Genomic DNA, 26,424 nt, shown 5'->3' with positions numbered 1-26,424 from the left:
AGGTCTCCCACCATGAGAGTGGGTAAGGCTCCCGGTAGACGACCGGGTTGATAGGCCGGAGGTGGAAGCACGGTAACGTGTGGAGCTGACCGGTACTAATAGGCCGAGGACTTGACCACAAAGCATACTTTCGAGTTTTTGCTCGCGTCCACTATGTGATTCTGAGGCAGCAAGCAGTTTTGCTTGTGTGTTTCATAGGGTTACGGCGGTTATGGCGGGAAGGAAACACCCGGTTACATTCCGAACCCGGAAGTTAAGCTTCTCAGCGCCGATGGTACTGCACTCGGGAGGGTGTGGGAGAGTAGGTCACCGCCGGACAATCTTTATAGAAAGGGCCCTCGACCAAGCCGGTCGAGGGCCCTTTCTGCATTTCCGGGGCCCGGTGAGCGGGCCGAGCGGTTGATGGGCCGGCGCCGTCTTTGTGCACGGCGTGACGAATCGAGCATCGCTTGCACGCCGCGTGACAGTTGCTGGTCGGCCACCATCGGCACGCCGGATATCGGTCCCAGCTGGCCGGCCGAAAGCCATTTCCAGGAGTTCGACGCCGGCCTCTTCGGGGGCGGTCCGTCGTACCGTACGGAGAGCGGAACGGGCTTTGTCGATTTCTGGAGCAGTGCGGCCTCGGCGGGAGCTGTGCCGGCGGCGAGATAGACCTTGCTGGTGTTCGCGTTCACATGGCTTCGCTGTTCTTTAATGGGTCGAGCATCCAAAAGGGACTACCCTTTCCGGCTGTTAGGTCCAGCAGGAGTGACGTGGCCGATTTGGGCGGACGGCCGAGCTGGTGGCCCCTCAGCAAATCAGGAGTTTGGTGGCGGGGCTCGGCGCTTTTCAGGGAAGCTACGTGACAAATCGAGCGGTCCTGGCGACTGGCGTTTTTATGGTCGGATCAATATCCGGGTTGCGTCAGGCTCGTGGACGTTCCGCGGCTTGCTAGGCTGGAGGTACCGGGCCACCCCCACGGGTGGCCTTCGTCGCGTAAGGCCCGAGGGGGCGGCGACCAGCCACGGTGGACCGTTGTTGTGAGTCCGCTGGGTGAGCCAACGAAATGGACCAGAAGTGAACAGAGATAACGGATCCGACGACGGACAGCGCGGGCGCGACGACCACGGGGACAGGCGCTCAGGCGATAGCGGCAGGAGCGGCGGTTACGGCTCTCGCGGGCGAGACTCCGGCGGCGGCCGTCCGTTCCGGTCCGATGACAGGCCGCGCTCCTTCAACCGCGAGGACCGCGGGCCGCGGCGGGACGACTCTCGAGACGACCGCGGGGGGCGGCGTGAGGGTGAGGAACGTCGCCCGTACCGTGATCGGGATGACCGCGGCCCCCGCCGTGAGGGTGGCTACGGTGAGCGGCGTGAAGGTGGCCCCTCCGGCCCCCGCCGTGAGGGTGGCTACGGTGAGCGCCGTGAAGGTGGGGCCGCCGGTCCCCGTCGTGAGGGTGGCTATGGTGCGCGGCGTGAAGGTGGCGCCTCTGGCCCCCGCCGTGAGGGTGGCTATGGTGCGCGGCGTGAAGGTGGCCCCTCCGGCCCCCGTCGCGAGGGCGGCTACCGCGACGACCGTGGCCCTCGGCGCGAGGGTGACGATCGCGGACCCCGCAGTGACGACCGCCGTACTTATCGCGACCGGGATGACCGTGGTCCGCGCCGTGAGGGCGGCTACGGCGAGCGGCGCGAAGGTGGCCCCTCCGGCCCCCGTCGCGAGGGCGGTTTCCGCGACGATCGCGGTCCGCGCCGTGAGGGTGGTTTCCGCGAAGATCGTGGTCCGAGGCGTGAAGGCGGCGCTCGTGACGATCGTGGTCCCCGCCGTGAGGGTGGGTTCCGGGATGACCGGGGCCCGCGTCGTGAGGGTGGGTTCCGCGACGACCGTGGACCTCGTCGCGAAGGCGGCTACGGTCCCCGCCGTGAGGGCGGTTACGAGGACCGGGGTCCGCGCCGTGAGGGCGGGTTCCGTGATGACCGTGGGCCGCGCCGCGAGGGTGATGACCGTCGGCCGTTCCGTGACCGGGATGATCGTGGTCCGCGCCGCGAAGGCGGCGGGTACGGCGATCGTCGTGAGGGTGGTTACGCTCCCCGCCGCGACGGCGGTGCCCGCGATGACCGGGGCCCGCGCCGTGAGGGTGGTGCCCGTGACGATCGTGGGCCGCGCCGTGAGGGCGGGTTCCGTGACGATCGTGGGCCGCGTCGCGAAGGTGGCGGGTACGGCGATCGTCGTGAGGGTGGTTACGCTCCCCGCCGCGAGGGCGGCTTCCGTGATGACCGGGGCCCGCGCCGTGAGGGCGGGTTCCGTGATGACCGTGGGCCGCGCCGCGAGGGTGATGACCGTCGGCCGTTGCGTGACCGGGATGATCGTGGTCCTCGCCGTGAGGGTGGTGCCCGTGATGATCGTGGGCCGCGCCGTGAGGGCGGGTTCCGTGACGATCGTGGTCCGCGTCGCGAAGGCGGCGGGTACGGCGACCGTCGTGAGGGTGGCTACGCCCCCCGCCGCGAGGGCGGTTACGGCGACAGGCGGGAAGGCGGCTACGGCGGCGGCCGCGAGGGCCGCGACTCTCGCCCCTTCTCCCGGGACAACCGCGAGGAGCGTCCCGGCGCGGGCGCCCGTGCCCGGTACGGCAGGAGTGACCGCGAGGCCGATGCCGAGGCCCCGCAGCGCGAGAGGCTGCCCGAGGTGGCGCCCGACATCACCGTGGACGAGCTCGACAAGGAAGTCCTGGAGGAGCTGCGTTCCCTCCCCGGCGACCTCGCCGACCTGGTCGGCCGGCACATGGTGGCGGCCGAACGGGCGCTCGAGGAGGACGACCCCGACCGGGCGCACGAGCACACCAAGGTGGCGCGCAGGTTCGCGGCCCGCATCGGGGTCGTGCGCGAGGCCGCGGGCATCGTGGCATACCGCGCCGGCCACTTCTCGGAGGCGCTGAGCGACCTGCGGGCGGCCAAGAGGATGACGGGTTCGGAGGCGTACCTGGCGGTCATGGCCGACTGCGAGCGCGGTCTCGGCCGTCCGGAGCGCGCCATTGACCTCGTACGTTCGCCCGAAGCCGAACGCCTCGACCGGGCCGGGCGGATCGAGCTGACCATCGTCGAGTCCGGCGCCCGCCGCGACCTGGGCCAGCACGACGCCGCCGTGATCACCCTGCAGCGCCTGCCCGAGCTGCGCGACCCGCAGGCCAAGCCGTGGTCGGCGCGGCTGGCGTTCGCGTACGCCGACGCACTGGCCGATGCCGGACACCAGGAGGCGGCCACCGACTGGTTCGGCAGGGCGATGGCGTTCGACGAGGACGGGGAGACGGACGCGGCCGAGCGGTACGCGGAGCTGACCGGGGCCGTCATCGAGGACGTCGAGGAAGATTTCGACGACGAGGACGACTTCGACGACGCCGGCGTGACCGAGACCGGGGACGCGGCCGGGACGGGCGAGGAGGTGGACGACGCCGAGGCTCTTGCCGAAGCGGGTGACCTCCTGGAAGCCGCGCCTGCCGACGATGTGCCGGACGACGAGCTGGCCAGTGTCGATGAGGCAGCGGAGGAGACGCCTGAGCAGGGCGCTGCTGCGGACGTGGTGGCTGAGGAGCCGGACCAGGCCAGTGCCGGTGAGGTGCTGGTCGAAGCGGTCGAGGTCACCGACGTACCGGACGAGGACGAGTCCACGCCCGAGGTCCTGGACGCGGAGCCGGAGAATGCCGTCTCCGCCGACGACGACTCGGAGTCCTCCGAGGCCGAGGGCGATGCCTCCCAGGACGAGGCGGCTCGCGAGACGACGGAGCAGGCTGCTGGGACGCGCGGCATCACCCCGGCGTTCATCGAGCCGAACTTCGGTGACGTACTCGACGAGTCCGCCGAATCGCGCACGGACAAGCCCAAGACCGACGACTGACCCACTTTCGCTGCCCGCCGTACCCATCCTTGCAGGATGTGGTGCGGCGGGCAGCGGCGTGTCGGCCGGGTCTGCGCGAGCCGAAACCTGAACCCCCCGATGGGGCACAGCGCCCAAGCCGAGCCCCACCGGAACCCCTGGCGCGGACGTGTGCTCAGCGCACCCTCCGTGCGGACCGGGCCGCCTCAACCTCGAATGCCTGCTGGACGCCCGTCAGCCCCTTACGGCGAGACGCGGTTCAGCCAGTGCAGGATTCCCGCCACGTTCGACGGAGCGCCACTCAGCAGCTCGAACTGCTCCGCCGTCGCCTCATCGGACGTCATCGCGCTGTAGCGCTCCTTGGTACGGTCTCTGACCATGGCTACGGCGTGATCCAGATCCATGCCCTCGGACCGGGCCTGCCGCGTGAGGTCAACCCAGACCCGGAGCTCCTCCGCAGACCGCTCGAGCGTCTCCTGAACGGCTTCAACCGGCCCATAGTGGCTGAACAGCAACCGTTGCGGCCCAAGCGCCTCGAACAGCGCGATCGAGTCGAGCGCGGTCTTCAGGTCGAAGTCTGGTGGAGGGGTCGCCGGCCGCAGGTCTCCCGTCTCAGGAAGGTAGACGCCGGCCGCGTCCCCGACGTACAGGTCGCCGGTGGCGGAGTCGACCAGGCCCACGTGGTGCTTCGCGTGGCCGGGGGAGTAATGGCTGTTGAGCGTACGCCCGTTGCCCAGGTCGATGGCGCCGGTGTCGCCGAGGGCTACGATGCGCTCGGCTTCCGTGGGGGACAGCTCGCCGAAAAGCGTGTCGAGCCGGTCGCCCCACACCATCCTCGCGCTGGCCATGAGACGGGACGGCTCGGCGAGGTGGCGGGCGCCCTTCTCGTGTACGACGACCTGCGCGGACGGGAAGAACCTGGCGATGTCTCCCACACCGCCGGCATGGTCGAGGTGGATGTGGGTCACCACGACCGTGGCCAGGTCTTCGGGGCCGACGCCGAGGGAGGCGATCGCGTCCCGTACCACGGGGGCCGAGGTCGAGGTGCCCGTCTCCACCAGGCATGGCCGGTCGCCCAGGATCAGGTAACCAGCGGTGATTCCCGCATATCCGGCCATCTTGGTGTCGATCTCATAGACGTCGCCGCCCAGTGCGGTGATGTTGTCCACAGGCACTCCCGATCGTCCAGCCGTTATCCCCAGAACGGCGTTCCAGCCGATCCGGCCTCCCCCTCATCGTAGAGAGTGATCTCCACCAGAGCACCGATAGGAGGACGACCGTGGACCGAAACGAAGTCTTGCTGGTGGGGAGACTGTCAGCGCCGGTCGAGGAGCACCCGTTGCCGAGCGGTGACACCGTGACGAAGTGGCGCATCATCGTCCGCCGCCGCCGTCACAGACGTGGCGCGGCCCTGACGGACAGCATCCCGTGCGTCACGTTCAACCCGGATACGGCCGCCGTGGTCCGCGCCCTCAAGCCCCGCGACTACATCGAGGTGACGGGGGCGTTCCGCTGCCGCGTCTTCGGCCCGTCGGCCGCCAAGATCTGGCGGTACGAGGTGGAGGTGAGCGACGCGAAACCCTACGAGGCCGAGATCCCGCAACCCGATGATCCGGAGGGTGATGCCGACGGGATGAAACTCGCTGCCCTGATCCCCCGGCAGGTGCACTACCTGGCGCCGACCGGCTGACCGGAGCCGTGCGGCGGGGGCCGCGGCGCCGCACGGCCGCGCACCGACGCGAGGTGCCACCGGAGGGCGTCGGTGCGGGAAAGCATGCCGAGGGGCTCGGGGGGCCTTCGGCATGCCCGGCGGCGAACCACGCGCGTCCCTCGGCGTGGAGTGTCGGCTGGGTGCTGCGTGTGTGAGGCAGAGGGCGCGCTGGGGGTGCGTGGTAAAGGCCCAGTGAGCGCTTGCTGGGTGCGTACAAGAGGGCTGTGAGTGCGCGGCTGCTGGGCCGGTTGTAGGACGGGTGCCTCAGTCGATCGCGAACGTGCGCAGGACCAGGCCGGTCCTTGGTTTCGGGCCGAAGGAGGTGGATTTGCGGGGGACTCGTTCGCCGCCGGCGGCGACGGCCAGCACGTCGTCGATGGCGAGCGGCTTGAGGATCACAGCGGTCCCGCCCATACGGATGGCCAGCTGTACGGCGGCGTCCGTGTCGTGGTGGACGATGCGTACGTGCTCCTCGTCGTCGCGCAGGCCCCACACGAACGGCAGGACGAACTGGGCGAGGATGGAGGTGTTGAGGGAGTTCCAGCGCTCCGAATGATCGGGCGGCATGGCGCGGGCCAGCTGCACCGGGTCCGGATCAGTCAGCAGGTGGACGCCGCTTTCGCCGACGAGGAGGAACGAGGGCTCTGCGGCTCGCTCAAGCGCGGCCAGGCCCTGGGCCAGGTCGTTGTGGTCGTGCACCTGCCATGAGCCCTTGGCCTTCGCGGCGGCTTCGGTCGGCGGGAGGCCCGGGATCACGCGGTGGATGGCCTTGAGGTCGGGTGGATACGCGCTGGTGTCCACCAGCAAGGCCAGACCGAAGTCCCAGGGGCCCACGGACGGTTCGCCGCCGGGCGGCTGCTGGGACGGTGCTTGGGGGTGGTGGGCGGCGCGTACCTGGCGCTGGAGGACGCGGTACGTCGCGTACCGGTGGTGGCCGTCGGCGATCAGGGCCTGGCGGTCGTGGAGGTCGGCGTTGATCGCGGTGATCTCCGCGTCGTCCGTGATCGCCCACAGCCGGTGGGTCAGGCCGTCTTCGGTACGGGCCGAGACGAGGGGCCGCCGGTTCGAGGCCACCTCGTCCACCAGGCGGGTGGTTGTGCCGTTCCCGCCCTCGTACAGGAGGAAGATGGGCTCCAGGTTGGCCTGGGTGGTGCTCATGAGCGCGAGCCGGTCCGCGATGGGGCCCGGGAGGACGTTCTCGTGGGGAAGGACGATGTGCTGCGCCGGGTCCGTCAGGCCCACGTCCCCGATGAGGCCGCGCTGGAGGATGCCCGGGCCGCGCTGCTCGTACACGTAGAGCCCCGGCACGTCGTCGGGCACCAGCACGCCTGAGGCCAGCCAGGCTCTCAGCGTGTCCCTGGCCTCGGTGTAGCGAGTGTGGAGCGGTGCTTCTCCGGTCAGGGAGGCAGAGTCGGGGCGGAATTGGGCCGACGTGCTGGATTCTGGGGCGCTTGGGGCAGTTGGTGCCCTGCCGGGTTCTGGGTCGGCCGGAGCGAGGCCGGGGGCGGGAGCGGGAGCGGGGGTACGAGCGGGGGTGGGAGCGGGGGTACGAGCGGGGATGGGAGCGGAGGTGGGAGCGCGGGTGGGGCCGGGTTCTGGGCTGGCCGATTCGTCTTGAGGGCCGGTGGGGTTGGGTTGGTCGCCCGTTGGTGCGCCGGTGACAGCGGAGGCGGAGTTGAGGTGGTTGTCGGTTGGTCCGGTGGTGGCAATGGAGGTGCTACCGGGTTGGTCGTCGGTGGGTGGATGGTCGGCGGTAGCGGTGGGGGGTGGGGTGGAGGTGTGGTTCGCGGGTTCCCCGGGGGTGGAGGGGTGGTGGTCCGCGGGGTCGACTGGGGGTTTGGCATCGGGGTCGGGAGTGGAGTTCCGGGTGGCTGGTGTGGCGCTGGAGGAATCGCTGCGGGGAGAGCAGGGAAGGATGAGGCGTACGACGTTGTTCGGGTGAGAGTCCAGAAGGACCTCCACGTCGGCGTCGGAGATCAGGTCGTACGGTGGGGAGGTCACCTTGGCGGGATCTTCGACAGCGAAACGCACGCCACGGAAGGGCCGTAGCACGAGGCCATCCGGCACCGGCAGTTCAGGAGTCCCCATACCGGGCATGCTGCCATAAATGCTTGCGCCTTCCCGACGTCGCCCCATGGTTGTAGTCGTGCCCGTTCCCAGCAGGGCGGGGCAGGGTCCCCCCGTACAGCGATGAAGGAGTCCTCACGCATGGCTCAAGAGGGAAACATTCATGATGAGAGCTCGGGCGCTCCCGGCGGTGGTGTTTACGACTGGTACCAGCGGGGGGTCAAGTTGCTGAAAGAGGGGAGCCCCGCGGCCGCGGCGGCGTTGCTGGAGCGGGCCGCGGCGGCCGAGCCCGAATCGCGCAGCATTTTGGAGGCGCTGGCCCGGGCGCAGTTCAACTCCCGGCAGTACGCCGAGGCGGCGGCCAGTTTCCGGCAGATCGTGGATGCCAATCCGGCTGAGGACTACGCCTATTTCGGGCTCGGGTTGTCGTTGTGGCGGACGGGGGATGTGGAGGCGGCTCAGGAGCCGCTGGCCATCGCGGTGGCCATGCGGCCCGATGAGCGGCACTACGTGTCGGCCTTGAAAAGCGTGCGTGCGACCTTGCGTGCTCGACGGGGAATGTGAGCCGGCCCGCACGCACGACCTCGCCGGCCCATTGTGGAGATCTTCGGTCAGGCGTCGTGGCGGTGGGCGTTGGCGGTGATGGCGGCCTGAAAATACGCCGCCAGGCCCGGAGCCGTTCGGTCGATGGAGGCGGTGAAACGGGGGTCCGCGACGTACATGTCCCCGAGACCGCGGTGGATCTCGTAGGTGCAGTCGTAGCACCAGCGGGTGATGTGGGCGCGGTGCTCCTCCGCCAGGTCCATGGCCAGGTCGCCGTCCGCCGGGGCACCCGAGCGCATCGCCTCCGCCATGCGGGTGGCGATCTCGCCCGCCTCCGCCATGAACCGCTTCCAGTCCTCCTTCGTGTACGACGACGAGCGGCGCATCGCGTCCGTCCAGGCATCCGTGCCGCCCCAGCGCCGCTCGGCCTCCGCCGCGTGATCGTCCGGGTCGAAGCCGCCGAACAGCTCGGCGCGGTCGTCCGCGGTGAGGTTGAGTTTCGCGGGCATGGTCATCCTTACGTCATCCTTCCTGCGGGCGGGTACGAAGGCGACGCTAAAGTCTCACGCAGCGTGAGAGTCAAACGGGAAGAGGCGCTGTGCTGATCGACGGCTATGACACCCTGCTGCTCGACCTCGACGGCGTGGTCTACCTGGGCAGGCAGGCGGTGCCGGGAGCTCCGGCGGCGCTGGAGGAGGCCCAGCGGCGCGGGGTGCGGCTGGCGTACGTGACCAACAACGCCTCCCGCACACCCGCCGCCATCGCCGGCCACCTGCGTGAGCTCGGCGCGCCCGCCACGGCCGCCGACGTGGTGACCTCCGCCCAGGCCGCCGCCCGGCTGATCGCCGAGAGGGTGGCGCCGGGCGCGAGCGTGCTCGTGGTGGGCGGGTCCGGCCTGCGGCTGGCGGTACGGGACCAGGGGCTCCGGCCCGTGTCTACCGCCGCCGAGTCGCCGGTCGCCGTGGTGCAGGGGATCGCGCCCGGTCTGTCGTACGGGCTGCTGTCCGAAGGGGCGCTGGCGGTGCGGCAGGGGGCGTTGTTCGTGGCGTCCAACGGGGACAGCACGATGCCGACCGGGCGGGGCGAACTGCCCGGTAACGGGGCGATGGTACGGGTGATCGCCACCGCTACCGGGGTCGAGCCGGTCTACGCGGGCAAGCCCGATCCGCCGTTGCACCGGGAGTCGATGATCCGTACGGGGGCGCGGCGGCCGCTGGTCGTGGGCGATCGGCTCGACACCGACATCGAGGGCGCCTCCAACGCCGGGGTCGAGAGCCTGCTGGTGCTGACCGGAGTGGCCACGGCGGCCGACGTGCTGACGGCGGAGCCGCGGCATCGGCCCACGTACGTCGGCGAGGACCTGCGGGCGCTGCTCCAGCCGTATCCCGAGGTGCGGGACGGGGCCTGCGGGGGGTGGCGGGCCCGGTGGCAGGAGGGGGCGCTGCACCTCGACGGCGACGGCAGCCGGATCGATGGGCTGAGGGCCGCCTGTGACGCCGCGTGGGCGGCGGCCGGCACGGGACGGGCGGAGGAGGACGCGGTGAAGCCGGTCCTCGATCGGCTCGGGGGTTAGGAAGCCGGGCCTCGATCGGCTCGGGGTGAGGGAGGTAGGGCGTCGGCTGCACCTGGTGCGTGAATTGGGTGGTCGGTCGGTTCAGGGGGGCGGGTCTCGGGGGTGGTTGGTTCAAGGTGGGTGGGTGTCGGGGTGCTTGGTCCAGGGTGGGTGGGTGTCGGGGGTTGATCGGTCAGGGAGTGCGGGTGGTGCGGGGCTGGTGGGTCACGTGACGCGGTCGGCGGTCTGGCGGGTGAACTGCCAGGCGCCCACCGCCAGGAGCAGGACCGACGCCAGCACCAGCACTCCCAGCGACACCGGCAGAGCCCCGCCCCACCCCTGCAGCACCAGCAGCCGCATCGCCTCGATCGCGTACGTCAGCGGGTTGGCCCGCGCCACCGCCTCCATCCACCCGGGCATCGCCGACAGCGGCACGAACGCGTTGCTCATGAACAGCAGCGGCAGCGAGGCGAAGCCAGTAATGGCGAAGAACGTCCCGTGTGAGGGCACCGCGCACGCCAGAGCCATCGCCGCGGCCGTGAGAGCCAGCGTCAGCAGCGCCGTGGCCACGAGGATGGCGGGCACTCCGAGCGGGCCCGAGGCGGGTCGTACGCCGAGAGCGAGCGCCACGAGGAGGATCACGAGCACCTGGGCCGAGTTCATCCCCACCTGGAACACGAACCGCGACACGATCAGCGAGCTGCGCCTGATCGGCATGCTGAGCAGCTTGTCCAGATAGCCCGTCTCCTTGTCGAACAGCAGCGGCATCGCCGCCGAGATCCCGTTGCCCACCACCGTGAAGGCGATGATGCCGGGCACCGCGAACGCGATGTAGTCGCCCGTCCCCACCACCCGCGGATCCACCGCCCCGCCCATGGCCCCGGCGAAGAACACCAGCCACACGGCCGGCTGCAGCACGCTGAACAGCAGGTTCAGGCGTTCCCTCAGCATCATGAGCAGCCAGCGCCGGGACAGGGCCAGCACCTCCTGGGACCACATCAGTGCAGCTCCTCTCGCAGCGCGTGACCGGTGTGCCGGAGGAACACCTCGTCGAGGGAGGCCGCCCCTAGCGCGGACTTCAGCTCGGCGGGCGTGCCGGTGACCACCTGCCGCCCGCGGTCGATGATCGTCAGCCGGTCGCAGAGGCGGTCCGCCTCGTCCATGTAGTTGGTCGCCAGCAGCACGGTCATGCCCTCGTCGCAGAGGGAGCGGATGTGGTTCCACATGTGGTGGCGCGACTGCACGTCGAGGCCGAGCGTCGGCTCGTCGAGGATCAGCAGCTCGGGCCGGTGCAGCAGCCCGCACGCCAGGTCGAGGCGCTTCTGCATGCCGCCGGAGTACTCCTGCACGAGCCGGTCGGCGCTCTCCGACAGCCCCACCAGCTCCAGCACCTCGTCGGCCCTGGTCTTCACCCGCCGCCTCGGTGCGTGGTAGAGGGCCGCCTCGATCTCGGCCTTCTCCCGGCCGGTCAGCATGTAGTAGCCCATGGAGGAGACCTGCTGCATCACGTAGCCGATCCGCCGGCGCACCTCTTCCGCCGCCCGCACCACGTCGTACCCGCAGACACGGGCCGTCCCCGCGCTCGGGGGCAGCAGCGTGGAGAGCATCCTGATCGTGGTGGTCTTGCCCGCGCCGTTCGGTCCCAGCAGGCCGAAGATCTCCCCTGGCGCGATGGCCAGGGTGAGGCCGTCGACGGCGGGGTGGTCGCCGAAGGTACGGCTCAGGCGTTCCGTGTCGATGATCAGACCCAATTTTGTTCGCCCATCGCCTAATAGTTAACGAAACCATTAAATAACTGGGCGACGGGACGGGTCAACGCCCCCGGGCCGGTCCCGTCAGATCACCTGGACCGGCTTCTCAGACGGGGGCGTCAGATGAGCCTGCGCAGGCGCAGCAGGTCGCCGAAGCTAGCGTCGATCTTCACCCGCCCTCCGAGCAGCGCCCGCGCCAGGTCCAGCTCCCCGTCGACCAGCGCGATCAGGTCGTCGCTCACGATCGTGAGCTTGACGTCGGCGGGCTTGCCGTCCGCCGGCGGCTCCTCCGCGAACGGGTCGAGCCCCCCGTGGTGCAGCCGGCCGTAGAAGATCACGTCGAGGTCGGATACCCGGCAGCTGACCGTGCGCTCGACCACGTGCTTGGCGCGGTCCTCCTCGTCGATCTCGTCGAACTGGGCGACGAGCTTGGCCAGTGCCGCCCGGCACTCCTCGACGCTTGCCATGATGCGCATCCTTTCTTTCCTTTTGCGGACGGTAGCGTTCCACATCAGTAGCACCCCCGTATGAGCTTCAACGCGTGACACGCCTGCCAAGGTCCCGGGTGCTCGCGGGAGGCGTTACGGTCGAATCATGAGTGAGCTGCCGGAGGAGACCGGCGACGAGCGGGTCGACGCCATCGTGGCCGGCCTCGCCGGGCTGGGCGAGCTGCCCGTGAGCGCGCACGTCGCGGTCTTCGACGAGGCGTTCTCCGGGCTCGAGAGCACGCTCGCCGCCGTGGACGAGGCCCCCGCGGGGGAGCAGGGCGGCGGTCAAGGCGTTGGGCACGGCGGTGTGCAGGGCGTCGGCGGGCAGGGCCCCGGCTGGCAGGGTGGCGGCTGGCAGGGTGGCGGCGAGCAGGCCGCAGGACACCGGTGAGCCGCAGGATCCGGCTCGACAGCGAGCTGGTCCGCCGGGGCATGGCCAGGTCGCGCGAGCAGGCCGCCCAGCTCATCGAGGCCGGCCGGGTCAGCGTCGCCGGTCAGCGCGCCCGCAAGCCCGCCACCCAGGTCGACACGGCCTCCGCCATCGTCGTGGCCACCTCCGAGGACGGACCCGACTACGTCTCGCGCGGGGCGCACAAGCTGCTCGGCGCGCTCGACACCTTCGTCAACCTGTCGGTGGAGGGCCGCCGCTGCCTCGACGCGGGCGCCTCCACCGGTGGGTTCACCGATGTGCTGCTGCGCCGCGGCGCCGCCCATGTGCTGGCGGTCGACGTGGGCTACGGGCAGCTGGCCTGGTCGCTGCGCAACGATGAGCGGGTGACCGTCATGGAGCGCGTCAACGTACGCGACCTCACCCCCGACATGGTCGGCGAGCCGCCCACGCTGGTCGTGGGCGATCTGTCGTTCATCTCGCTGCGGCTCGTGCTGCCCGCCCTGGCCGAGGTCGCCGCGCCGCGGGCCGATTTCGTGATGCTGGTGAAACCGCAGTTCGAGGTGGGCAAGGAGCTGGTCGGGGCGGGTGGCGTCGTACGCGACCCCGAGCTGCGGGCGCGCTCGGTGCGCGACGCCGCGGCCAAGGCGGGAGAGCTGGGGCTGAGCGTGCGCGGCGTGACCGCCAGCCCGCTGCCCGGACCGTCGGGAAATGTGGAATATCTGCTCTGGATGGGCAAGGGTGAGGGCGAGCCGCAGGTCGCCGACCTCGAAGCCGAGATCCAGCGGGCCGTCGCGGAGGGGCCGCAATGAATCGCACCGTGCTGGTCGCCGTGCACACCGGGCGCGGCGCCGCCGTCGAGAGCGCCCGGCTGGTCATCAACCGGCTGGTCGACGCCGGCATCACCGTCAGGGTCCTGGACACGGAGGCCGGCGACATCGGCTGCCCCCGCGTCGAGGCGGTGCCCGGCGACCCGAGCGCCGCCAAGGACGCCGAAGTCATGATCGTGCTCGGTGGCGACGGCTCGCTGCTGCGCGCCGCCGAGCTGGCCAGGCCCGCCGGCACGCCGCTGCTCGGCGTCAATCTCGGGCATGTCGGATTCCTGGCCGAGGCCGAGGTGGCCGACCTGGCCGCGGCGGTCGACAGCGTCGTGGCCGGCCGCTACGACGTCGAGGAGCGGATGACCGTCGATGTTCTCGCCCGGCAGAACGGCCGGGTGCTGGCCGACACCTGGGCGCTCAACGAGGCCACTGTGGAGAAGCAGGAGCGCATGCTGGAGGTGGTCGCCGAGATCGACGGGCGGCCGCTGTCCCGGTGGGGGTGCGACGGCGTGATCTGCGCCACCCCGACGGGCTCGACCGCGTACGCGTTCTCCGCCGGGGGTCCGGTGGTCTGGCCCGAGGTCGAGGCGCTGCTCATGGTGCCCATCAGCGCGCACGCGCTGTTCGCCAAGCCGCTGGTGGTCTCGCCGCGCTCCACGCTGGCCGTGGAGATCCTGCCCGACACGCCTGGCGGCGTACTGTGGTGCGACGGGCGCCGCAGGTTCGAGCTGCCGTCGGGGACGCGGGTCGAGGTGCGCAGGGGCGCCGAGCCCGTACGCCTGGCGCGGCTGCACGGCGTGGAGAGCACGGGCGCGCCCTTCACCGACCGGCTGGTCGCCAAGTTCGAGCTTCCTGTCCAGGGGTGGCGCGGAAGGGTGCGACCCTGAGTGAATGGAGGGGAGAGCGCGTAGGATCACGTGGGCACGGTGGACCGCATCGAGCGGGCCGGCGCGGGCGGCAGGCTGCTGCTCCCGCGGCGGGTCGCCTCCGGCGGTCCAGCGCGGGCAGCGGCGTCAGACACGGCAGTGAACGGGAGTGGGCAGTGCGACCAAGGGTCGAGGAGGTCCGCATCCAGGGGCTCGGCGTCATCGACGAGGCCGTGCTCGACCTTTCGCCTGGCTTCAACGTGGTCACCGGCGAGACGGGCGCGGGCAAGACGATGGTCGTCACCGGGCTCGGGCTGCTGTTCGGCGGCCGGGCCGATCCTTCGCGCATCCGGCCGGGAGCCGACCGGGCGACCGTGGAGGGCACGCTGGTCATCGAGCCGGGCGGGCGCGTCTCGCAGCAGGTCGAGGACATCGGCGGCGAGGTCGAGGACGGCGAGCTGATCATCTCTCGCACGGTCTCCGCCGAGGGCAGGTCCAGGGCGTGGCTGGGCGGGCGCACGGTGCCCGTGGGCACCCTGACCTACCTCGCCGACGACCTGGTGGCGGTGCACGGGCAGATGGACCAGCAGCGGCTGCTGCAGCCCGCCAGGCAGCGGGCCGCGCTCGACCGCTACGCCGGTAACGAGCTGGTCAAGCCGCTGCGGGCCTACACGCAGGCGTACAAGCGGCACAAGCAGGTGGGTGCGTTGCTCGACGAGCTCACCACCAGGGCCAGGGAGCGGGCGCAGGAGGCCGACAGGCTGCGCTTCGGGCTGGAGGAGATCGAGAAGGTCGACCCCAAGCCGGGCGAGGACGCCGACCTGCGCGGTGAAGAGGAGCGGCTCTCGCACGCCGACGCGCTGCGCAGCGCCGCGACGACCGCGCACACGGCGCTGCTCGGCGACCCGATGGAGGCCGCGGGCAGCCCGCACGACGTGATCTCCCTGCTGGGGGAGGCGCGCGCGGCCGTGGAGGCCGTACGCGACTTCGACGCCCAGCTCGCCGGGGTGGCCGACCGGCTGGCCGAGGCCGGATACCTGATCTCCGATGTGGCCACCGACCTGGCTTCGTACGCGGAGTCGATCGAGGCCGACCCGGCGCGGCTGGCCGCCGTGCAGGAGCGACGGTCGCTGCTGTCCGGCCTGATCCGGAAATATGCCGAGGACAGCGCCGGCGTTCTGGCCTGGGCGCAACAGTCCGCCGCCCGCCTCGCCGAGCTCGAAGGCGACGACGAGCGGATCGACGAGCTGACCCGCGAGCACGAGGAGCTGACCGCCCGGCTCACCGAGCTGGCCGCCGAGCTCACCAAGGTGCGCGAGGCCGCCGCCGAGCGGTTCGGCCAGGCGGTGACCGAGGAGCTGACGGCGCTGGCCATGCCGCACGCCAGGGTCGTGGTCCAGCTCACCCAGAGCGCGGAGTTCGGGCCGGAGGGCCGCGACGAGGTGGAGCTGCGGATGGCGGCCCATCCCGCGGCGCCGCCGCTGCCGCTCAACAAGGGCGCCTCCGGCGGCGAGCTGAGCCGGGTGATGCTCGCGATCGAGGTGGTCTTCGCCGGTGCGGATCCGGTGCCGACGTTCGTCTTCGACGAGGTCGACGCGGGGGTCGGCGGCAAGGCCGCGGTCGAGATCGGGCGCAGGCTGGCCAGGCTGGCCCGCACCGCGCAGGTGATTGTGGTAACTCACCTGCCGCAGGTGGCGGCGTTCGCCGACCAGCATCTCGTGGTGGAGAAGGCGAGCGATGGCAGCGTCGTGCGCAGCGGTGTGGTCACGCTCAACCACGAAGGCAGGGTACGCGAGCTCTCCCGCATGCTGGCCGGGCTGGAGGACTCTGAGCTCGGCCGGGCGCACGCGGAGGAGTTGCTGGGGCTCGCGGCCGCAGACAGGTGATCCTGGGTGACATAGCGGACACGCCGCGTCATGCGTGGCCCCCGCGCTGTTTCGCTCTGGCAGGATGGTCTTGATGAAGGTTCCGGGAAGCAGGATGCCGGGCCTCCGCGGTAGGAAGGTCGGTGACCTTCCCGGTGTAACGGCAGTGGCGAGAATCGACCGGCGTACCAAGAGGCTGACAAAACGCCTCCAGCCCGGAGAAATAGCGATTATCGACCACGTTGACGTTGACCGGGTCAGCGCGGAGGCGCTCGTCGCATGCGGTGCTTCGGCCGTGGTCAACGTCGCCGCGGGCATCAGCGGCCGCTACCCCAACCTGGGGCCACAGATTTTGCTGGAAGCCGGCGTGCCGTTCGTGGACAACGCCAACCAGGAGCTGTTCGAGCGGGTCAAGGACGGCGACGTCGTACGCGTCTGCGACGGGGTCGTCTACCTCGACGACGACGTGATCGGCAAGGGTGAGGAGCAGACGGCCGAGGCCGTCGAGTCCGCCATGGCGGAGGCGCGTGCCGGTCTCGCCGTGCAGATCGAGGCTTTCGCCGTCAACACGATGGAGTACGTTCGCGGTGAGGGCAAGCTTCTCATCGACGGAGTCGGCGTGCCTGAGATCCGCACCCCCATGGAGTGCAGACATGTCCTCATCGTGGTGCGCGGTTATCACTACAAGGAAGACATCGCCACCCTGCGCCCGTACATCCGCGAATACCGGCCCGTCCTCGTCGGCGTCGACGGCGGGGCCGACGCGCTGCTGGAGGCGGGTTACCTGCCCGACGTGATCGTCGGCGACTTCGACTCGGTCTCCACCAAGGCCCTCACCTGCGGCGCCGAGCTCGTCGTCCACGCCTACCGCGACGGCAGGGCCCCCGGCCTGGAGCGCGTCCACCAGCTCGGCCGGGAAGCGGTGATCTTCCCCGCCACCGGCACCAGCGAGGACATCGCGATGATCCTCGCCGACGACAAGGGCGCCGAGCTGATCGTCGCGGTCGGCACCCACGGCACGCTGGAGGAGTTCCTCGACAAGGGGCGCTCCGGTATGGCCAGCACCTTCCTCACCCGGCTGATCATCGGCAGCAAGCTCATCGACGCCAAGGGCGTCAGCAGGCTCTACCGCAGCCGCATCACCACCTCGCAACTGCTCCTTCTCGTGATCACCGCGCTGATCACGATGGGGATCGCGCTCGTACTGTCGCCACTCGGCCAGACCTGGCTGAACGGCCTGCAAGACGCATGGAACGCGTTCATCTTCTGGCTGGTCGGACTCTTCTCGTGATCGATTTTCGCTACCACCTCGTCTCCATCGTCGCGATCTTCCTGGCCCTCGCGGTCGGGATCGTGCTGGGCACCACGCTGCTGCAGGAACCGGCGATCAAGTCCACCCAGGAGGTCGCCGCGGGGCTCACCGCGTCCAACGACGAGCTGCGGGCGCAGATCGACACCCTGCGCGGGCGCGAGGCCGGCAACGACACCTTCATCGCCTCCGTGACGGCCGACCTGGTGGCCGGCGAGCTGTCGGGCCAGCGGGTGCTGCTGGTCGAGGCGCCGGGCTCCAACACCGCCCAGCGCGAGGCCGCCGAGCAGGTGCTCGACCAGGCAGGCGCCGAAATCTCCGGGCAGGTCACGCTGACCGAGAAGTTTTTCGACCCCAAGGGCCGGGGCGTGCTCGACGGCCTGGTCGACCAGCTCAAGCCGGTCAACATGGTCTTCCCCGCCACCGCCACGAGCTGGGACCGCGCCGCGGCGCTGCTCGCCGCCACGTTCGTCACGACCGACCAGACCCAGAGCGGCACCCCCAACCCGGCCACGGCCGACGTCATCAGCACGTTCGAGACCGGCGGGCTGCTCAGCACGGAGGGCGAGCCGGGCAAGCGGGCCACGCTCGTGGTGATGTTCGCGCCGGAGAAGCCGTACGAAGGGGAGAACGCCGAGGCCCAGGCGGGCGCGATCGTCTCCGTCGCCGACGGCCTCGACGTCGGGGGCAAGGGCACGGTGCTGGCCGGGCTCGCCGCCGCCGGTGCCCTGCCCGGCGACGCGATCAGCACCGTACGCGACGAGGGCGAGGTCTCCAAGCGCGTGTCCACCGTGGACACGGCCGATATGCCCGTGGGCCGCGTCGCGATCGTCTACTCTCTCCGGGAGCAGCTGTCCGGTCGCGCCGGCCAGTACGGCATGGGCAAGGGGGCCTCGGCCCCCGTTCCCCCGGTGACGTCCGCGACTCCGTCCCCCACCACCCAGTCAGGGAGCTGACATGCCTGCCAGCCGGGCCCGTGGCCTGCTCTACGCCCTCGCCGGCGCCGCGATCGGCGCGGTGGCCGCCCGAGCCGCCTACGCCGGGTTCACCCGCAACCGGCCCGCCGAGCTGAGCGGCCGCTGGACCAGGAAGAACCACCGCGGCGAGCCCATCACCCTGCTCGAAGGCCCGGCCTTCGTGGCCGGCTCCGGCGCCGCCGCCGCGCTCGTGCCCGGCCTGACCCCCCGCGTACGCGCGGCCGCGCTGCTCGCGGGCGCCGGCAGCGGCGCGCTCGGCGCCTACGACGACCTCTACGGCACCACCTCCTCCAAGGGCTTCAAGGGGCACCTGAGCGCCCTCGCCCGCGGCGAGGTCACCAGCGGCGCCGTCAAGATCCTCGGCATCGGCGCCACCGGGCTGGGCGCCGCCGCCCTCGTCTCCCAGGGCCCGGTGGACACCCTGGTCAACGGCGCCGCCATCGCCGGCACCGCGAACCTCGCCAACCTCTTCGACCTGCGTCCCGGCCGCGCCATCAAGGTGGGCCTGCTGACCGGCGGGCCGCTGCTGGCCGCCTCGCTCCTGCGCGGCTCGCCCGCCGCTGCCGCGCTCGCCGCCGTCCCGCTGGGGGCCGCCGCGGCGCTGCTGCCCGATGACCTCGGCGAGCGCGCCATGCTCGGCGACGCCGGCGCCAACGCCCTGGGCGCGCTGCTCGGGCTCGCCGCCGTGACCACGCTCGGCAGGCCCGGCCGCTACACCCTGCTGGGCACCGTCGTGGCCCTGACGGCGGCCGCGGAGAAGGTCAGCTTCACCAAGGTCATCGCCGGGAACCCGGTGCTCAACCGCCTCGACATGCTCGGCCGCCGCCCGGTCGACCCCGTGTGATCCCCCGGCGCGACTGTCGGTCCGGCCTGCCAGGATGTCTGCGTAAGCGTTGATCCGCTGGGGCAGGGGAGGCCGGGTGGGTGTGGTGACGGCGCGGGGCGTCGCGGGCGGTGCGCTGCTCATCGGGGCGATCACCGTGCTGGCGCGCGTGGCCGGGTTCGCCAAGCAGTACGCCTTCGCCCAGACCGTCGGCACCAACTGCCTGGCCACGGCCTACATGACGGCCAACCAGATCCCCAACATCGTCTTCGAGGTGGTCGTCGGCGGCGCGCTGGCGGGGATGGTCGTCCCCGTGCTCGCCGGGGCGGCCGACCGGGATGCGCGGGACCGGGCCGGGTGGATCGGCTCGGCGCTGCTGACGTGGGTGGTCGTCGTGCTCGTCCCGCTGGGCGTGCTCACGGCGCTGCTCGCCGGGCCGGTCGTGGGGCTGTTCTTCGGCACCGCCCTCGACGGGTGCGACGTGGGCGCGGTGACCGCGGTCGCCACCCGGATGCTGGTCGTCTTCGCCCCGCAGATCCCGCTCTACGGGGTGGCCGTGGTGCTCTACGGCGTGCTGCAGTCGCACAAGCGGTTCGCCGGGCCCGCGGTCGCGCCGCTGGTGTCCAGCATCGTGGTCATCGTGGCCTACCTGCTGTTCGTGCCGTTCAGCGGTGGCGTGAGCGATCCCGCCGGCGTTCCCGGGCCCGCCGAGCTGGCGCTGTCGGTGGGGACGAGCCTCGGTGTGCTGTCGCTGGTGCTGGCCGTGGTCGGGCCGGTGGCGCGGCTGGGGCTGCGGTGGCGGCCGACCTTACGGTTCCCCGCCGGGGTGGCCGCGCAGGTGCGCAGGCTCGCGCTGGCCGGCATCGCGGCGCTGCTCGCCCAGCAGGCGGCCATGGTCGTGGTCCTGGTGCTGTCGAACAAGGCCATCGGCAACGCGGCCATCGCGGTGTACAACTACGCGTGGGCGATCTACCTGGTGCCCTACGCGGTGCTGGCCGTGCCCATCGCCACCAGCGCGTTTCCCCGGCTGGCCGCGCAGGCGGGCGACCCGGGGGCCTTCGCGGCGCTCGCGGCGCGCACCACCCGGGCGGTGGTGCTGGTGTCGGGGCTGGCGGCCGGGGTGCTGGCGGCCACGTCCGGGCCCGGGGCGGTCGTGTTCCTCGCCGGCAAGAGCGAGGTGCCGGCCGCGGAGCTGGCGGCGGCGATCGCGCTGTTCGCGCCCGGCCTGGTGGGATACGGGCTCATCGCTCACCTGAGCCGGGTGCTGTACGCGGCGGGCCGGGGGCGGGCCGCGGCCACCGGGACCGTGGTGGGGTGGGGCGTCGTGATGGTCGCCCAGACCGTCTTCGTGCTGGTGCTGCCGGACGAGTGGGAGATCGGCGGGATGGCGCTCGGGATGAGCGTGGGCATGAGCGTGGGCGGGGCCGTGCTGCTCGGGTCCGTGGTGCGGGCACGGGGGAGCGCGGCCGTGGCTGGGCTGCTCAGGGCGTCGGGGGCGGCGGTCGCCGGTGGGGTGCTGGGGTACCTCGCGGGGGCGGGCGTGGTGCGGTGGCTCGGGGCGGGCGGCATCTGGCCGAACGTGGGGTCAGCCGTGCTGGCCGCGGTCGTGGCGCTGGTCGTGGGTGCGGTGGTGGTGGCGGTGGTGGACCGGGCGGACGCCGGGGCGGTGGCCGGGCTGCTTCGCCGGGGCGGCTCGGGGTGAGGCGTTCGGTCGGGTTGTGCGGCATGGAGGAGGGAGCGGGTCTTGCGGGTGGCTTTTGTGTTGAGCACCACGTCCGGTGGCACCGGGCGGCACGTGCTCATGCTGGTGGAGGGGCTCGTACGGCGGGGGCACCAGGTGCTGGTGGCCGGGCCACGGAGCGTGGAGGAGCAGTTCTCGTTCGGCGGTGCGGGGGCGAGGTTCGCGGAGGTGCGCGTCTCCGACCGGCCGCACCCGGTCAACGACCTCCGCGCGGTCCTGGCGATCAGACGGCTGACCCGGGGCGCCGACGTGGTGCACGCCCACGGGCTGCGGGCCGGGGCGCTGGCCGGGCTGGGGCGGCGCGGGCCGGTGGTGACCCTGCACAACGCGCTGACCGCGGGCGGGTTCGTGGGGTACGTCTACGGGGCGCTCGAACGGATCGTGGCGCGCCGGGCCGGGCACGTGCTGGTCGTCTCGCCCGACCTCGGCGAGCGGATGACCCGGCTCGGCGCCCGCGACGTACGGGACGCCCTGGTGGCGGCGCCCGTGCCTCCGCCCGCGAAGCGGACACCGCCGGAGGTCAGGGCCGAACTGGGTGCCGGCGAGCGGCCCATCCTGCTCACCGTCGCCCGGTTGGCCCAGCAGAAGGGGCTGGAGACGCTGCTCGACGTCGCGGCCGGGTCGTGGCGGGGCGAGCCGCTGTTCGTGGTGGCGGGGGAGGGTCCGCTGCGCGGGGAGCTGCAGCGCAGGATCGACGCCGAAGGGCTTCCCGTCAGGCTGCTGGGCAACCGCGACGACGTGCCCGATCTGCTCGGCGCCGCCGTCGCCCTCGTGATGCCGAGCCGGTGGGAGGGGCAGCCGCTCACGCTCAGGGAGGCGCTCATGACCGGAACCCCGGCCGTAGCCTCGGAGGTCGGGGGGATTCCGGGAATCCTGGGAGAGGCGGGAATCCTGGTGCCGTACGGGGATGTCGAGGGGTTCCGCAAGGCCGTGAATGAGCTGCTGTCAGTGCCCGGAGCTGCGGAAAGACTGGCTACGGCGGCCGCTCGGCGGGGGCGGGAGATGCCCCGTGGCGACGACGCCGTGGAGAGCGTGCTGGCGGTGTACAGGGGGTGAGGGCCGGAGGATGATTAGGTGCGGTCGATGCGTTCTCATATACTGCCTGGGTTAGGGAGGGGAGTATCCCTTCGCGACAGCCTCGTCATCACGGTGCAGCCCCGCTCCACGGGGCCCCCGGGGCTGCCGGTCCGCAGATGTCCGCGGGCGGGAGAGACCTCCGGCAATGAAGCGTGCATGCCGGAGGGTCTGAGTGAGCGAACCTTTGTGGGCCTGGATCGCCGTTATCGGCGGTCTTCTTGTTGTCCTCGCCATTGACTTGTGGATCGTCGACCGCGGAGAAGCCCGAGAGTTCTCCATGCGGCAGGCGGGATACTGGGTCTCGTTCTACGTCGCGCTGGCCGTGGCCTTCGGATTGCTGCTGTGGGTGACGACCGGCGCCGACAGGGCCGGGGAGTTCTTCGCCGGCTACATCACCGAATACAGCCTCAGCGTCGACAACCTGTTCATCTTCTTCATCATCATGAGCCGGTTCGCCGTCCCCAAGGCCTACCAGCACAAGGTTCTGCTCGTCGGCATCCTGCTCGCGCTCGTGATGCGCGGTATCTTCATCGCCCTGGGCGCCGCGGCGCTCGAGCGGTTCAGCTGGCTGTTCTACGTCTTCGGCGCATTCCTCGTCTACACCGCGATCAACATCGTCCGCCAGCACCTCAAGGGCGACGAAGAGGAATTCAACGAGAACGTCGTGCTGAGGTGGGTGCGCCGGGCGTTCCCGACCACCGAGACCTACGTCGGCTCCAAGGTCACCGTCAAGATCGACGGCAAGCGCATGGTGACCCCGATGCTCATCGTGATGGTCGCCATCGGCAGCACCGACCTGCTCTTCGCGCTCGACTCGATTCCGGCCATCTTCGGGCTCACCAAAGACCCCTTCATCGTCTTCACGGCCAACGCGTTTGCCCTGATGGGGCTGCGTCAGCTCTACTTCCTGCTGGGTGGCCTGCTGCAGCGGCTCGTCTACATCAGCTACGGTTTGGCGTTCATCCTGGGGTTCATCGGGGTTAAGCTCGTATTGGAGGCGTTGCACTCCAGCCATGTCTCCTGGGCGCCCGAAATTCCCATCTGGGTGTCGCTCTCGGTCATCGGCGCCACCATGGTCATCACCACTGTGGCGAGCCTGATCAAAGCCCGCATCGACGCGCGCAAGGGCGAGGAAACGCATCCGGAGCAGGTCTAGCGAAAAGGGCTTCGAGGCGCTTTGCTTGTGTAGTTGTGCCGTGCCACAGTTACTCGTTCGGTAACATCACGGCAAAGCGCCCAGTCCAGAAACCACCAAAGGTTGTACGTGTCCGACGATTCTGCTAAGCCGAGCCGTATGAGGCTCGCGCGCGGGGTCTCCCCGTGGCTCCTCCCGACGGCGGCCGCGGCGGCCGCCTCCGCGCTGCTGACGCGCCGAGACCGGCGATGGGCGCTGGCGGCGGTGCCGCTGAGCGCGCTCGCCGGGGGCATGCTCTGGTTCTTCCGCGACCCGCACCGCACGCCGGGGGAGGGGCGCATCCTGTCGCCCGCCGACGGCGTGGTGCAGAGCATCGATCCCTGGCCGGACGGCCGCACCAGGGTCGCGATCTTCATGAGCCCACTGAACGTGCACGTCAACCGTGCCCCTCTTGCGGGAAATGTCGCCTCCGTGCAGCATGTGGCAGGTGGGTTCCTGCCGGCGTTCAACAAGGACAGCGACCAGAACGAGCGCGTGGTGTGGCATTTCGAGACCACGCTCGGCGACATCGAGATGGTGCAGATCGCGGGTGCGGTGGCGCGCAGGATCGTGCCGTACCTGAGTGCCGGCGCGAAGGTCACGCAGGCCGAGCGGATCGGGCTCATCAGGTTCGGTTCCCGGGTCGACATCTACCTTCCCGAAGGAATCTCCCCCGCGGTGTCCGTGGGTGAGAAGACGGTTGCGGGGGTGACCAGAATTGACCGCGGCTGACGCCGGTAGCTGGCAGGCGGAAGAGGAAGAGCCTCGCGGGCCCGTCGGCAAGGCGTTCCGCCTGTCCGCCGCGGACTCGCTGTCCCTGGGCAACGCCGTCTGCGGTTTCCTCGCGGTGTGCGTGCTGGCGTACTCCGCCATCCAGCAGCTCCAGGTGGACGGCGGGCGCTTCACGCCCGCGCCCAGCTACTTCGCCACCGCGATCGTGCTGCTCCTCATCGGTGCGACCTGCGACCTGTTCGACGGGCTCGTGGCGCGCCGCTTCCGGGCCTCCGCGATGGGCGCCGAGCTGGACAACCTGGCCGACGTCATCAGCTTCGGGTTCGCGCCCGCGTTCATGGTGGTGATCTGGGGCGGGTTCACCAATCAGGTGCCCTTCGCCGCCGTGGTCACCGCGGCGGCGGCCGTGCTGGTCGCCGGTGTCGTACGCCTGGCCAGGTTCGCCTGCGTCAAGACCAAGAGCGGCGACTTCATGGGGCTGCCCATCCCGATGGGCGCGATGACCGTGATCTCGATCGTGCTGCTGTTCCAGCCGAGCATCTGGTCGCTGCTGGCCGTGTTCGGCGTGGCCTGGCTGATGGTCAGCCGCATCGAATATCCCAAGCCGAAGGGGCAGCTCGCCGCGGTGGTCCTGGGCTGGATCATGGTGAACGTGGCGTTCCTGACCTTCTGGGTCGCCTGGCCCGAGGGCGGCGACCTGCCGATCAAGATCGGCGCGACCATGCAGATCGCGCTCGTCGCCGCGATCCCGCTGCGGGTGCTGTTCTACAAGCGCGAGCAGCGTAAGGAGGCTCAGCGCATCGGTCACTGATGCGCTGAGTGGTGCGATTTTTCGTCTTACTTCGGTTTTGCTTGGGGCTTGGAGCGTCGTGCCCCGCTTGCCGTAAGGGGCGGGCTCGTCGGCCTGGTGCCGTCGTGCCCGCCCCTTACGGCTTTGCGCGCGGGATCGCCTTACCAGCCCCTGGCCTTCCACGCCGGCAGGGCCGGGCGCTCCACGCCCAGCGTGGTGTCCTTGCCGTGGCCCGGGTAGACCCAGGTCTCGTCGGGCAGGCGGTCGAAGACCCGCTCCACCACGTCGGTGTAGAGCTGGGTGAAGCGCTCGGAGTCCTTCCACGTGTTGCCGACGCCGCCGGGGAACAGGGAGTCGCCGGTGAACAGGTGGTGGCCGGCCGCCGGGCCGCCGTCGTACAGCAGGGCGATCGAGCCGGGCGTGTGGCCGCGCAGGTGGATGACCTCAAGGGTGATCGCGCCGAAGGTGATCGTGTCGCCGTGTTCGACCGTGCGGTCCACGGCCACCGGGAGAGCGGGTGCGTCGAGGGGGTGGGCGATCACCTGGGCGCCCGTCACCTTGGTCATCTGCTCCAGCGCCTGCCAGTGGTCGCCGTGCTGGTGGGTGGTGACGATGGCGCCGACCGGCTGGTCGCCCATCAGAGCGAGCAGGCGGTCGGAGTCGGCGGCGGCGTCGATCAGCAGCCCCTCGCCGGTCTCGGTGCAGCGCAGCAGGTAGGCGTTGTTGTCGTACGGGCCGACGGCGAGCTTGCAGATCGTCAGCGCGGGCAGCTCGCGCACGTCGGCGGGGCCGCCGACCTGGACGTCACCTGTATAGGTCATGGGTAGTCCTCTGAGGGCGTCGTGGGCAGATCAGCGGGGGCCGGCATCGTCAGCCACGGTGGCGGCTCTGGAAGACTCGCGCCCCCGGGGCCGGGTATGAACGACTGCCCCACGGGCAACAGACTAACGCCCTCACCGCCGGACCTGCCGGTGAGCCAGGCAAGCATGTCGCGCATCGTGCCCTGGACGGCCGGGCCGGTGCCGAGGTCGCGCCAACGGGCGAGGATTTCGGTCACGCCTTCGGCCTGGCTTTCGGCCGCCGGCGCTGATGCGTTCGTCGTGGGGCGATCGGTCGCGGCCGGGCGATGAACGGTCGCGCCCGGGGGGTGCTCGGCTGGGTGCGCGGCGGGCTTGGCCGCGCGGTGTCCGGTGGCGTGGGTGGGGCGTTCGGCGAGGAAGATGATCTCGCTCACCGTGCTGTGGTCGCGTGGCCAGGTGGCCAGGCAGTCGTGCAGCTCCCTGCGTACGAACGAGTCCGGCCAGTCCTCCGGGCCGTACCCGGCGGCCAGGTCCACGTGGTGGAAGCCGATCTCGCGCAGGCGGCGTACCAGGATGTACCAGGCGGGATGGGGCGGCGGGCGCATGGGCTCCACCTGCGCCGACCAGGCCCTGGCGGGGAGATCGCGGATGGCGGCGGCCAGGCGGGCGGAGCGCTCCTCGAGGTCGGCCAGGTGGCGGGCGGCCGGTCGGGCGGCGGTGGCCTCGATCTCGGCGGTCCGGGCCTCGAGGGAGGGGTACTGAGGGGTGCGGACGCCGGTCCTCGCCCAGGTCAGGAGGTTGAGATGGGAGTCGGCGTTCCTGGCGACGTGGCTGAGGACGTGACCCCTGGTCCAGCCGGGCAGGAGCGAGGGGGCGGCGATGTCGGCGTCGGACAGGGACGCGGCCGTGGCCAGCAACTGGTTGGTGGCCGAGGCCAGCTCGGCCTGCAGGGCGGGTAGGACGGTCATGTCTTGATATTTCATCATTTAGGGTGTCGGCACTGGGGAGGGCATAAAACAGCAGGTCAGGAGGTTGAATGTTGAAGGGCTCCTGCCTGGTCGGGAGATGGCCGTAACCTGTGAGGGACGGATTTTCGGAGGCCG

At 70.8% G+C, this 26,424-nt stretch carries 25 protein-coding genes, 2 rRNA genes and 1 pseudogene; 18 read left to right on the top strand and 10 right to left on the bottom strand.

What is annotated here, in order from left to right:
• Together ACBJ59_RS33420 and rrf are read left to right on the top strand one after the other, a co-directional pair.
• Nucleotides 1–119: ribosomal RNA gene (locus ACBJ59_RS33420) — 23S ribosomal RNA — on the top strand; the annotation flags it as partial.
• Between the two features lie 82 nt (nt 120–201).
• Nucleotides 202–318: ribosomal RNA gene (gene rrf, locus ACBJ59_RS33415) — 5S ribosomal RNA — on the top strand.
• Nucleotides 319–1,119: 801 nt separating this feature from the next.
• Here rrf and ACBJ59_RS33410 read toward each other — a convergent pair.
• Nucleotides 1,120–2,757 carry a hypothetical protein gene (locus ACBJ59_RS33410; protein ID WP_375114167.1) on the bottom strand — a complete coding sequence of 546 codons (1,638 nt, stop codon included), beginning with the start codon at nt 2,755–2,757 and terminating at the stop codon, nt 1,120–1,122.
• Here ACBJ59_RS33410 and ACBJ59_RS33405 point away from each other — a divergent pair.
• The gene (locus tag ACBJ59_RS33405) at nt 2,662–3,867 is read left to right on the top strand and encodes a hypothetical protein (RefSeq protein WP_375114166.1); all 1,206 of its coding nucleotides are present in this window, start codon (nt 2,662–2,664) and stop codon (nt 3,865–3,867) included. The two genes, ACBJ59_RS33410 and ACBJ59_RS33405, sit on opposite strands and share 96 nt — an antisense overlap.
• 221 nt (nt 3,868–4,088) lie before the next feature.
• On the opposite strand, the gene ACBJ59_RS33400 is transcribed toward ACBJ59_RS33405, so the two are convergent.
• Nucleotides 4,089–5,015, bottom strand: a complete 927-nt coding sequence (locus tag ACBJ59_RS33400) for an MBL fold metallo-hydrolase (RefSeq protein ID WP_375114165.1) — start codon at nt 5,013–5,015, stop codon at nt 4,089–4,091.
• Between the two features lie 110 nt (nt 5,016–5,125).
• Between ACBJ59_RS33400 and ACBJ59_RS33395 the strand changes: the two genes are divergently transcribed.
• Complete coding sequence (locus tag ACBJ59_RS33395; RefSeq protein ID WP_375114164.1) at nt 5,126–5,536, top strand: single-stranded DNA-binding protein; 411 nt, start codon at nt 5,126–5,128, stop codon at nt 5,534–5,536.
• A gap of 285 nt (nt 5,537–5,821) precedes the next feature.
• Here the strand turns inward: ACBJ59_RS33395 and ACBJ59_RS33390 are convergent, their stop codons facing one another.
• Both ACBJ59_RS33390 and ACBJ59_RS33385 read right to left on the bottom strand, forming a co-directional pair.
• Nucleotides 5,822–7,117 carry a DUF1015 family protein gene (locus tag ACBJ59_RS33390; RefSeq protein WP_375114178.1) on the bottom strand — a complete coding sequence of 432 codons (1,296 nt, stop codon included), beginning with the start codon at nt 7,115–7,117 and terminating at the stop codon, nt 5,822–5,824.
• 345 nt (nt 7,118–7,462) lie between these two features.
• A pseudogene (locus ACBJ59_RS33385) lies at nt 7,463–7,645 on the bottom strand (DUF1015 family protein); the annotation flags it as partial.
• 120 nt (nt 7,646–7,765) lie between these two features.
• On the opposite strand from ACBJ59_RS33385, the gene ACBJ59_RS33380 reads away from it, so the two are divergent.
• Complete coding sequence (locus ACBJ59_RS33380; RefSeq protein ID WP_375114163.1) at nt 7,766–8,188, top strand: tetratricopeptide repeat protein; 423 nt, start codon at nt 7,766–7,768, stop codon at nt 8,186–8,188.
• Between the two features lie 47 nt (nt 8,189–8,235).
• Here the strand turns inward: ACBJ59_RS33380 and ACBJ59_RS33375 are convergent, their stop codons facing one another.
• A complete protein-coding gene (locus tag ACBJ59_RS33375; protein ID WP_375114162.1) occupies nt 8,236–8,676 on the bottom strand; it encodes a TipAS antibiotic-recognition domain-containing protein in 441 nt (146 codons plus the stop codon).
• 89 nt (nt 8,677–8,765) lie between these two features.
• Between ACBJ59_RS33375 and ACBJ59_RS33370 the strand changes: the two genes are divergently transcribed.
• Nucleotides 8,766–9,740, top strand: coding sequence for an HAD-IIA family hydrolase (locus ACBJ59_RS33370; protein ID WP_375114161.1), 975 nt, complete (start codon nt 8,766–8,768; stop codon nt 9,738–9,740).
• Nucleotides 9,741–9,944: 204 nt separating this feature from the next.
• On the opposite strand, the gene ACBJ59_RS33365 is transcribed toward ACBJ59_RS33370, so the two are convergent.
• The 3 genes from ACBJ59_RS33365 to ACBJ59_RS33355 all read right to left on the bottom strand — a co-directional run bounded on the left by ACBJ59_RS33365 (nt 9,945) and on the right by ACBJ59_RS33355 (nt 11,946).
• Nucleotides 9,945–10,718, bottom strand: coding sequence for an ABC transporter permease (locus ACBJ59_RS33365; protein WP_375114160.1), 774 nt, complete (start codon nt 10,716–10,718; stop codon nt 9,945–9,947).
• Entirely contained in the window at nt 10,718–11,470 is a 753-nt protein-coding gene (locus tag ACBJ59_RS33360; protein ID WP_375114159.1) for an ABC transporter ATP-binding protein, read from the bottom strand. The genes ACBJ59_RS33365 and ACBJ59_RS33360 overlap by 1 nt, the downstream gene beginning before the upstream one ends.
• Before the next feature lie 119 nt (nt 11,471–11,589).
• The gene (locus tag ACBJ59_RS33355) at nt 11,590–11,946 is read right to left on the bottom strand and encodes an SCP2 sterol-binding domain-containing protein (RefSeq protein WP_364120410.1); all 357 of its coding nucleotides are present in this window, start codon (nt 11,944–11,946) and stop codon (nt 11,590–11,592) included.
• Nucleotides 11,947–12,064: 118 nt separating this feature from the next.
• Here ACBJ59_RS33355 and ACBJ59_RS33350 point away from each other — a divergent pair, with 118 nt between their 5' ends.
• From ACBJ59_RS33350 to pssA, 12 genes are all read left to right on the top strand, one after another.
• Complete coding sequence (locus ACBJ59_RS33350; protein WP_375114158.1) at nt 12,065–12,349, top strand: hypothetical protein; 285 nt, start codon at nt 12,065–12,067, stop codon at nt 12,347–12,349.
• The gene (locus tag ACBJ59_RS33345; RefSeq protein WP_375114157.1) at nt 12,346–13,158 is read left to right on the top strand and encodes a TlyA family RNA methyltransferase; all 813 of its coding nucleotides are present in this window, start codon (nt 12,346–12,348) and stop codon (nt 13,156–13,158) included. Before ACBJ59_RS33350 ends, ACBJ59_RS33345 begins: the two co-directional genes overlap by 4 nt.
• Nucleotides 13,155–14,054, top strand: coding sequence for an NAD kinase (locus ACBJ59_RS33340; protein ID WP_364120402.1), 900 nt, complete (start codon nt 13,155–13,157; stop codon nt 14,052–14,054). Before ACBJ59_RS33345 ends, ACBJ59_RS33340 begins: the two co-directional genes overlap by 4 nt.
• Before the next feature lie 155 nt (nt 14,055–14,209).
• Entirely contained in the window at nt 14,210–15,919 is a 1,710-nt protein-coding gene (recN, locus tag ACBJ59_RS33335; protein WP_375114156.1) for a DNA repair protein RecN, read from the top strand.
• 73 nt (nt 15,920–15,992) lie between these two features.
• Nucleotides 15,993–17,189 carry a putative cytokinetic ring protein SteA gene (gene steA, locus ACBJ59_RS33330; RefSeq protein ID WP_375114155.1) on the top strand — a complete coding sequence of 399 codons (1,197 nt, stop codon included), beginning with the start codon at nt 15,993–15,995 and terminating at the stop codon, nt 17,187–17,189.
• Entirely contained in the window at nt 17,186–18,163 is a 978-nt protein-coding gene (locus ACBJ59_RS33325; protein ID WP_375114154.1) for a copper transporter, read from the top strand. Before steA ends, ACBJ59_RS33325 begins: the two co-directional genes overlap by 4 nt.
• 1 nt (nt 18,164) lies before the next feature.
• Nucleotides 18,165–19,028, top strand: coding sequence for a hypothetical protein (locus ACBJ59_RS33320; protein ID WP_375114153.1), 864 nt, complete (start codon nt 18,165–18,167; stop codon nt 19,026–19,028).
• 76 nt (nt 19,029–19,104) lie between these two features.
• On the top strand, nt 19,105–20,709 hold the full coding sequence (gene murJ / locus ACBJ59_RS33315) for a murein biosynthesis integral membrane protein MurJ (protein ID WP_375114152.1): 1,605 nt from the start codon (nt 19,105–19,107) through the stop codon (nt 20,707–20,709).
• 57 nt (nt 20,710–20,766) lie between these two features.
• Nucleotides 20,767–21,804: a glycosyltransferase family 4 protein gene (locus ACBJ59_RS33310; protein ID WP_375114151.1), complete on the top strand. Its 1,038-nt coding sequence runs from the start codon at nt 20,767–20,769 to the stop codon at nt 21,802–21,804.
• A 193-nt stretch (nt 21,805–21,997) separates the two neighbouring features.
• Nucleotides 21,998–22,981 (top strand): TerC family protein, encoded by a 984-nt coding sequence (locus ACBJ59_RS33305; RefSeq protein ID WP_364120383.1) that lies wholly within the window; start codon nt 21,998–22,000, stop codon nt 22,979–22,981.
• Between the two features lie 138 nt (nt 22,982–23,119).
• Nucleotides 23,120–23,731, top strand: coding sequence for a phosphatidylserine decarboxylase (locus tag ACBJ59_RS33300; RefSeq protein ID WP_375114150.1), 612 nt, complete (start codon nt 23,120–23,122; stop codon nt 23,729–23,731).
• Nucleotides 23,718–24,542 (top strand): CDP-diacylglycerol--serine O-phosphatidyltransferase, encoded by an 825-nt coding sequence (gene pssA, locus ACBJ59_RS33295; RefSeq protein ID WP_364120377.1) that lies wholly within the window; start codon nt 23,718–23,720, stop codon nt 24,540–24,542. Before ACBJ59_RS33300 ends, pssA begins: the two co-directional genes overlap by 14 nt.
• A gap of 140 nt (nt 24,543–24,682) precedes the next feature.
• Here the strand turns inward: pssA and ACBJ59_RS33290 are convergent, their stop codons facing one another.
• Entirely contained in the window at nt 24,683–25,342 is a 660-nt protein-coding gene (locus ACBJ59_RS33290; protein ID WP_375114149.1) for an MBL fold metallo-hydrolase, read from the bottom strand.
• Nucleotides 25,339–26,289, bottom strand: coding sequence for a maleylpyruvate isomerase N-terminal domain-containing protein (locus tag ACBJ59_RS33285; protein WP_375114148.1), 951 nt, complete (start codon nt 26,287–26,289; stop codon nt 25,339–25,341). Before ACBJ59_RS33285 ends, ACBJ59_RS33290 begins: the two co-directional genes overlap by 4 nt.
• Nucleotides 26,290–26,424 lie beyond the last annotated feature (135 nt).

Origin of the sequence: Nonomuraea sp. MTCD27 (assembly GCF_041950495.1) — a bacterium.
Lineage (GTDB): Bacteria > Actinomycetota > Actinomycetes > Streptosporangiales > Streptosporangiaceae > Nonomuraea.
This window is presented reverse-complemented; position numbering and strand designations above follow the sequence as displayed.

Coding starts and splice junctions, on each gene's coding strand:
- ACBJ59_RS33380 (WP_375114163.1), top strand. CDS start 7,766: ATGGCTCAAGAGGGAAACATTCATGATGAGAGCTCGGGCGCTCCCGGC.
- ACBJ59_RS33375 (WP_375114162.1), bottom strand. CDS start 8,676: ATGCCCGCGAAACTCAACCTCACCGCGGACGACCGCGCCGAGCTGTTC.
- ACBJ59_RS33365 (WP_375114160.1), bottom strand. CDS start 10,718: ATGTGGTCCCAGGAGGTGCTGGCCCTGTCCCGGCGCTGGCTGCTCATG.
- ACBJ59_RS33355 (WP_364120410.1), bottom strand. CDS start 11,946: ATGCGCATCATGGCAAGCGTCGAGGAGTGCCGGGCGGCACTGGCCAAG.
- ACBJ59_RS33350 (WP_375114158.1), top strand. CDS start 12,065: ATGAGTGAGCTGCCGGAGGAGACCGGCGACGAGCGGGTCGACGCCATC.
- ACBJ59_RS33340 (WP_364120402.1), top strand. CDS start 13,155: ATGAATCGCACCGTGCTGGTCGCCGTGCACACCGGGCGCGGCGCCGCC.
- steA (WP_375114155.1), top strand. CDS start 15,993: ATGAAGGTTCCGGGAAGCAGGATGCCGGGCCTCCGCGGTAGGAAGGTC.
- ACBJ59_RS33320 (WP_375114153.1), top strand. CDS start 18,165: ATGCCTGCCAGCCGGGCCCGTGGCCTGCTCTACGCCCTCGCCGGCGCC.
- ACBJ59_RS33300 (WP_375114150.1), top strand. CDS start 23,120: ATGAGGCTCGCGCGCGGGGTCTCCCCGTGGCTCCTCCCGACGGCGGCC.
- ACBJ59_RS33290 (WP_375114149.1), bottom strand. CDS start 25,342: ATGACCTATACAGGTGACGTCCAGGTCGGCGGCCCCGCCGACGTGCGC.
- ACBJ59_RS33285 (WP_375114148.1), bottom strand. CDS start 26,289: ATGACCGTCCTACCCGCCCTGCAGGCCGAGCTGGCCTCGGCCACCAAC.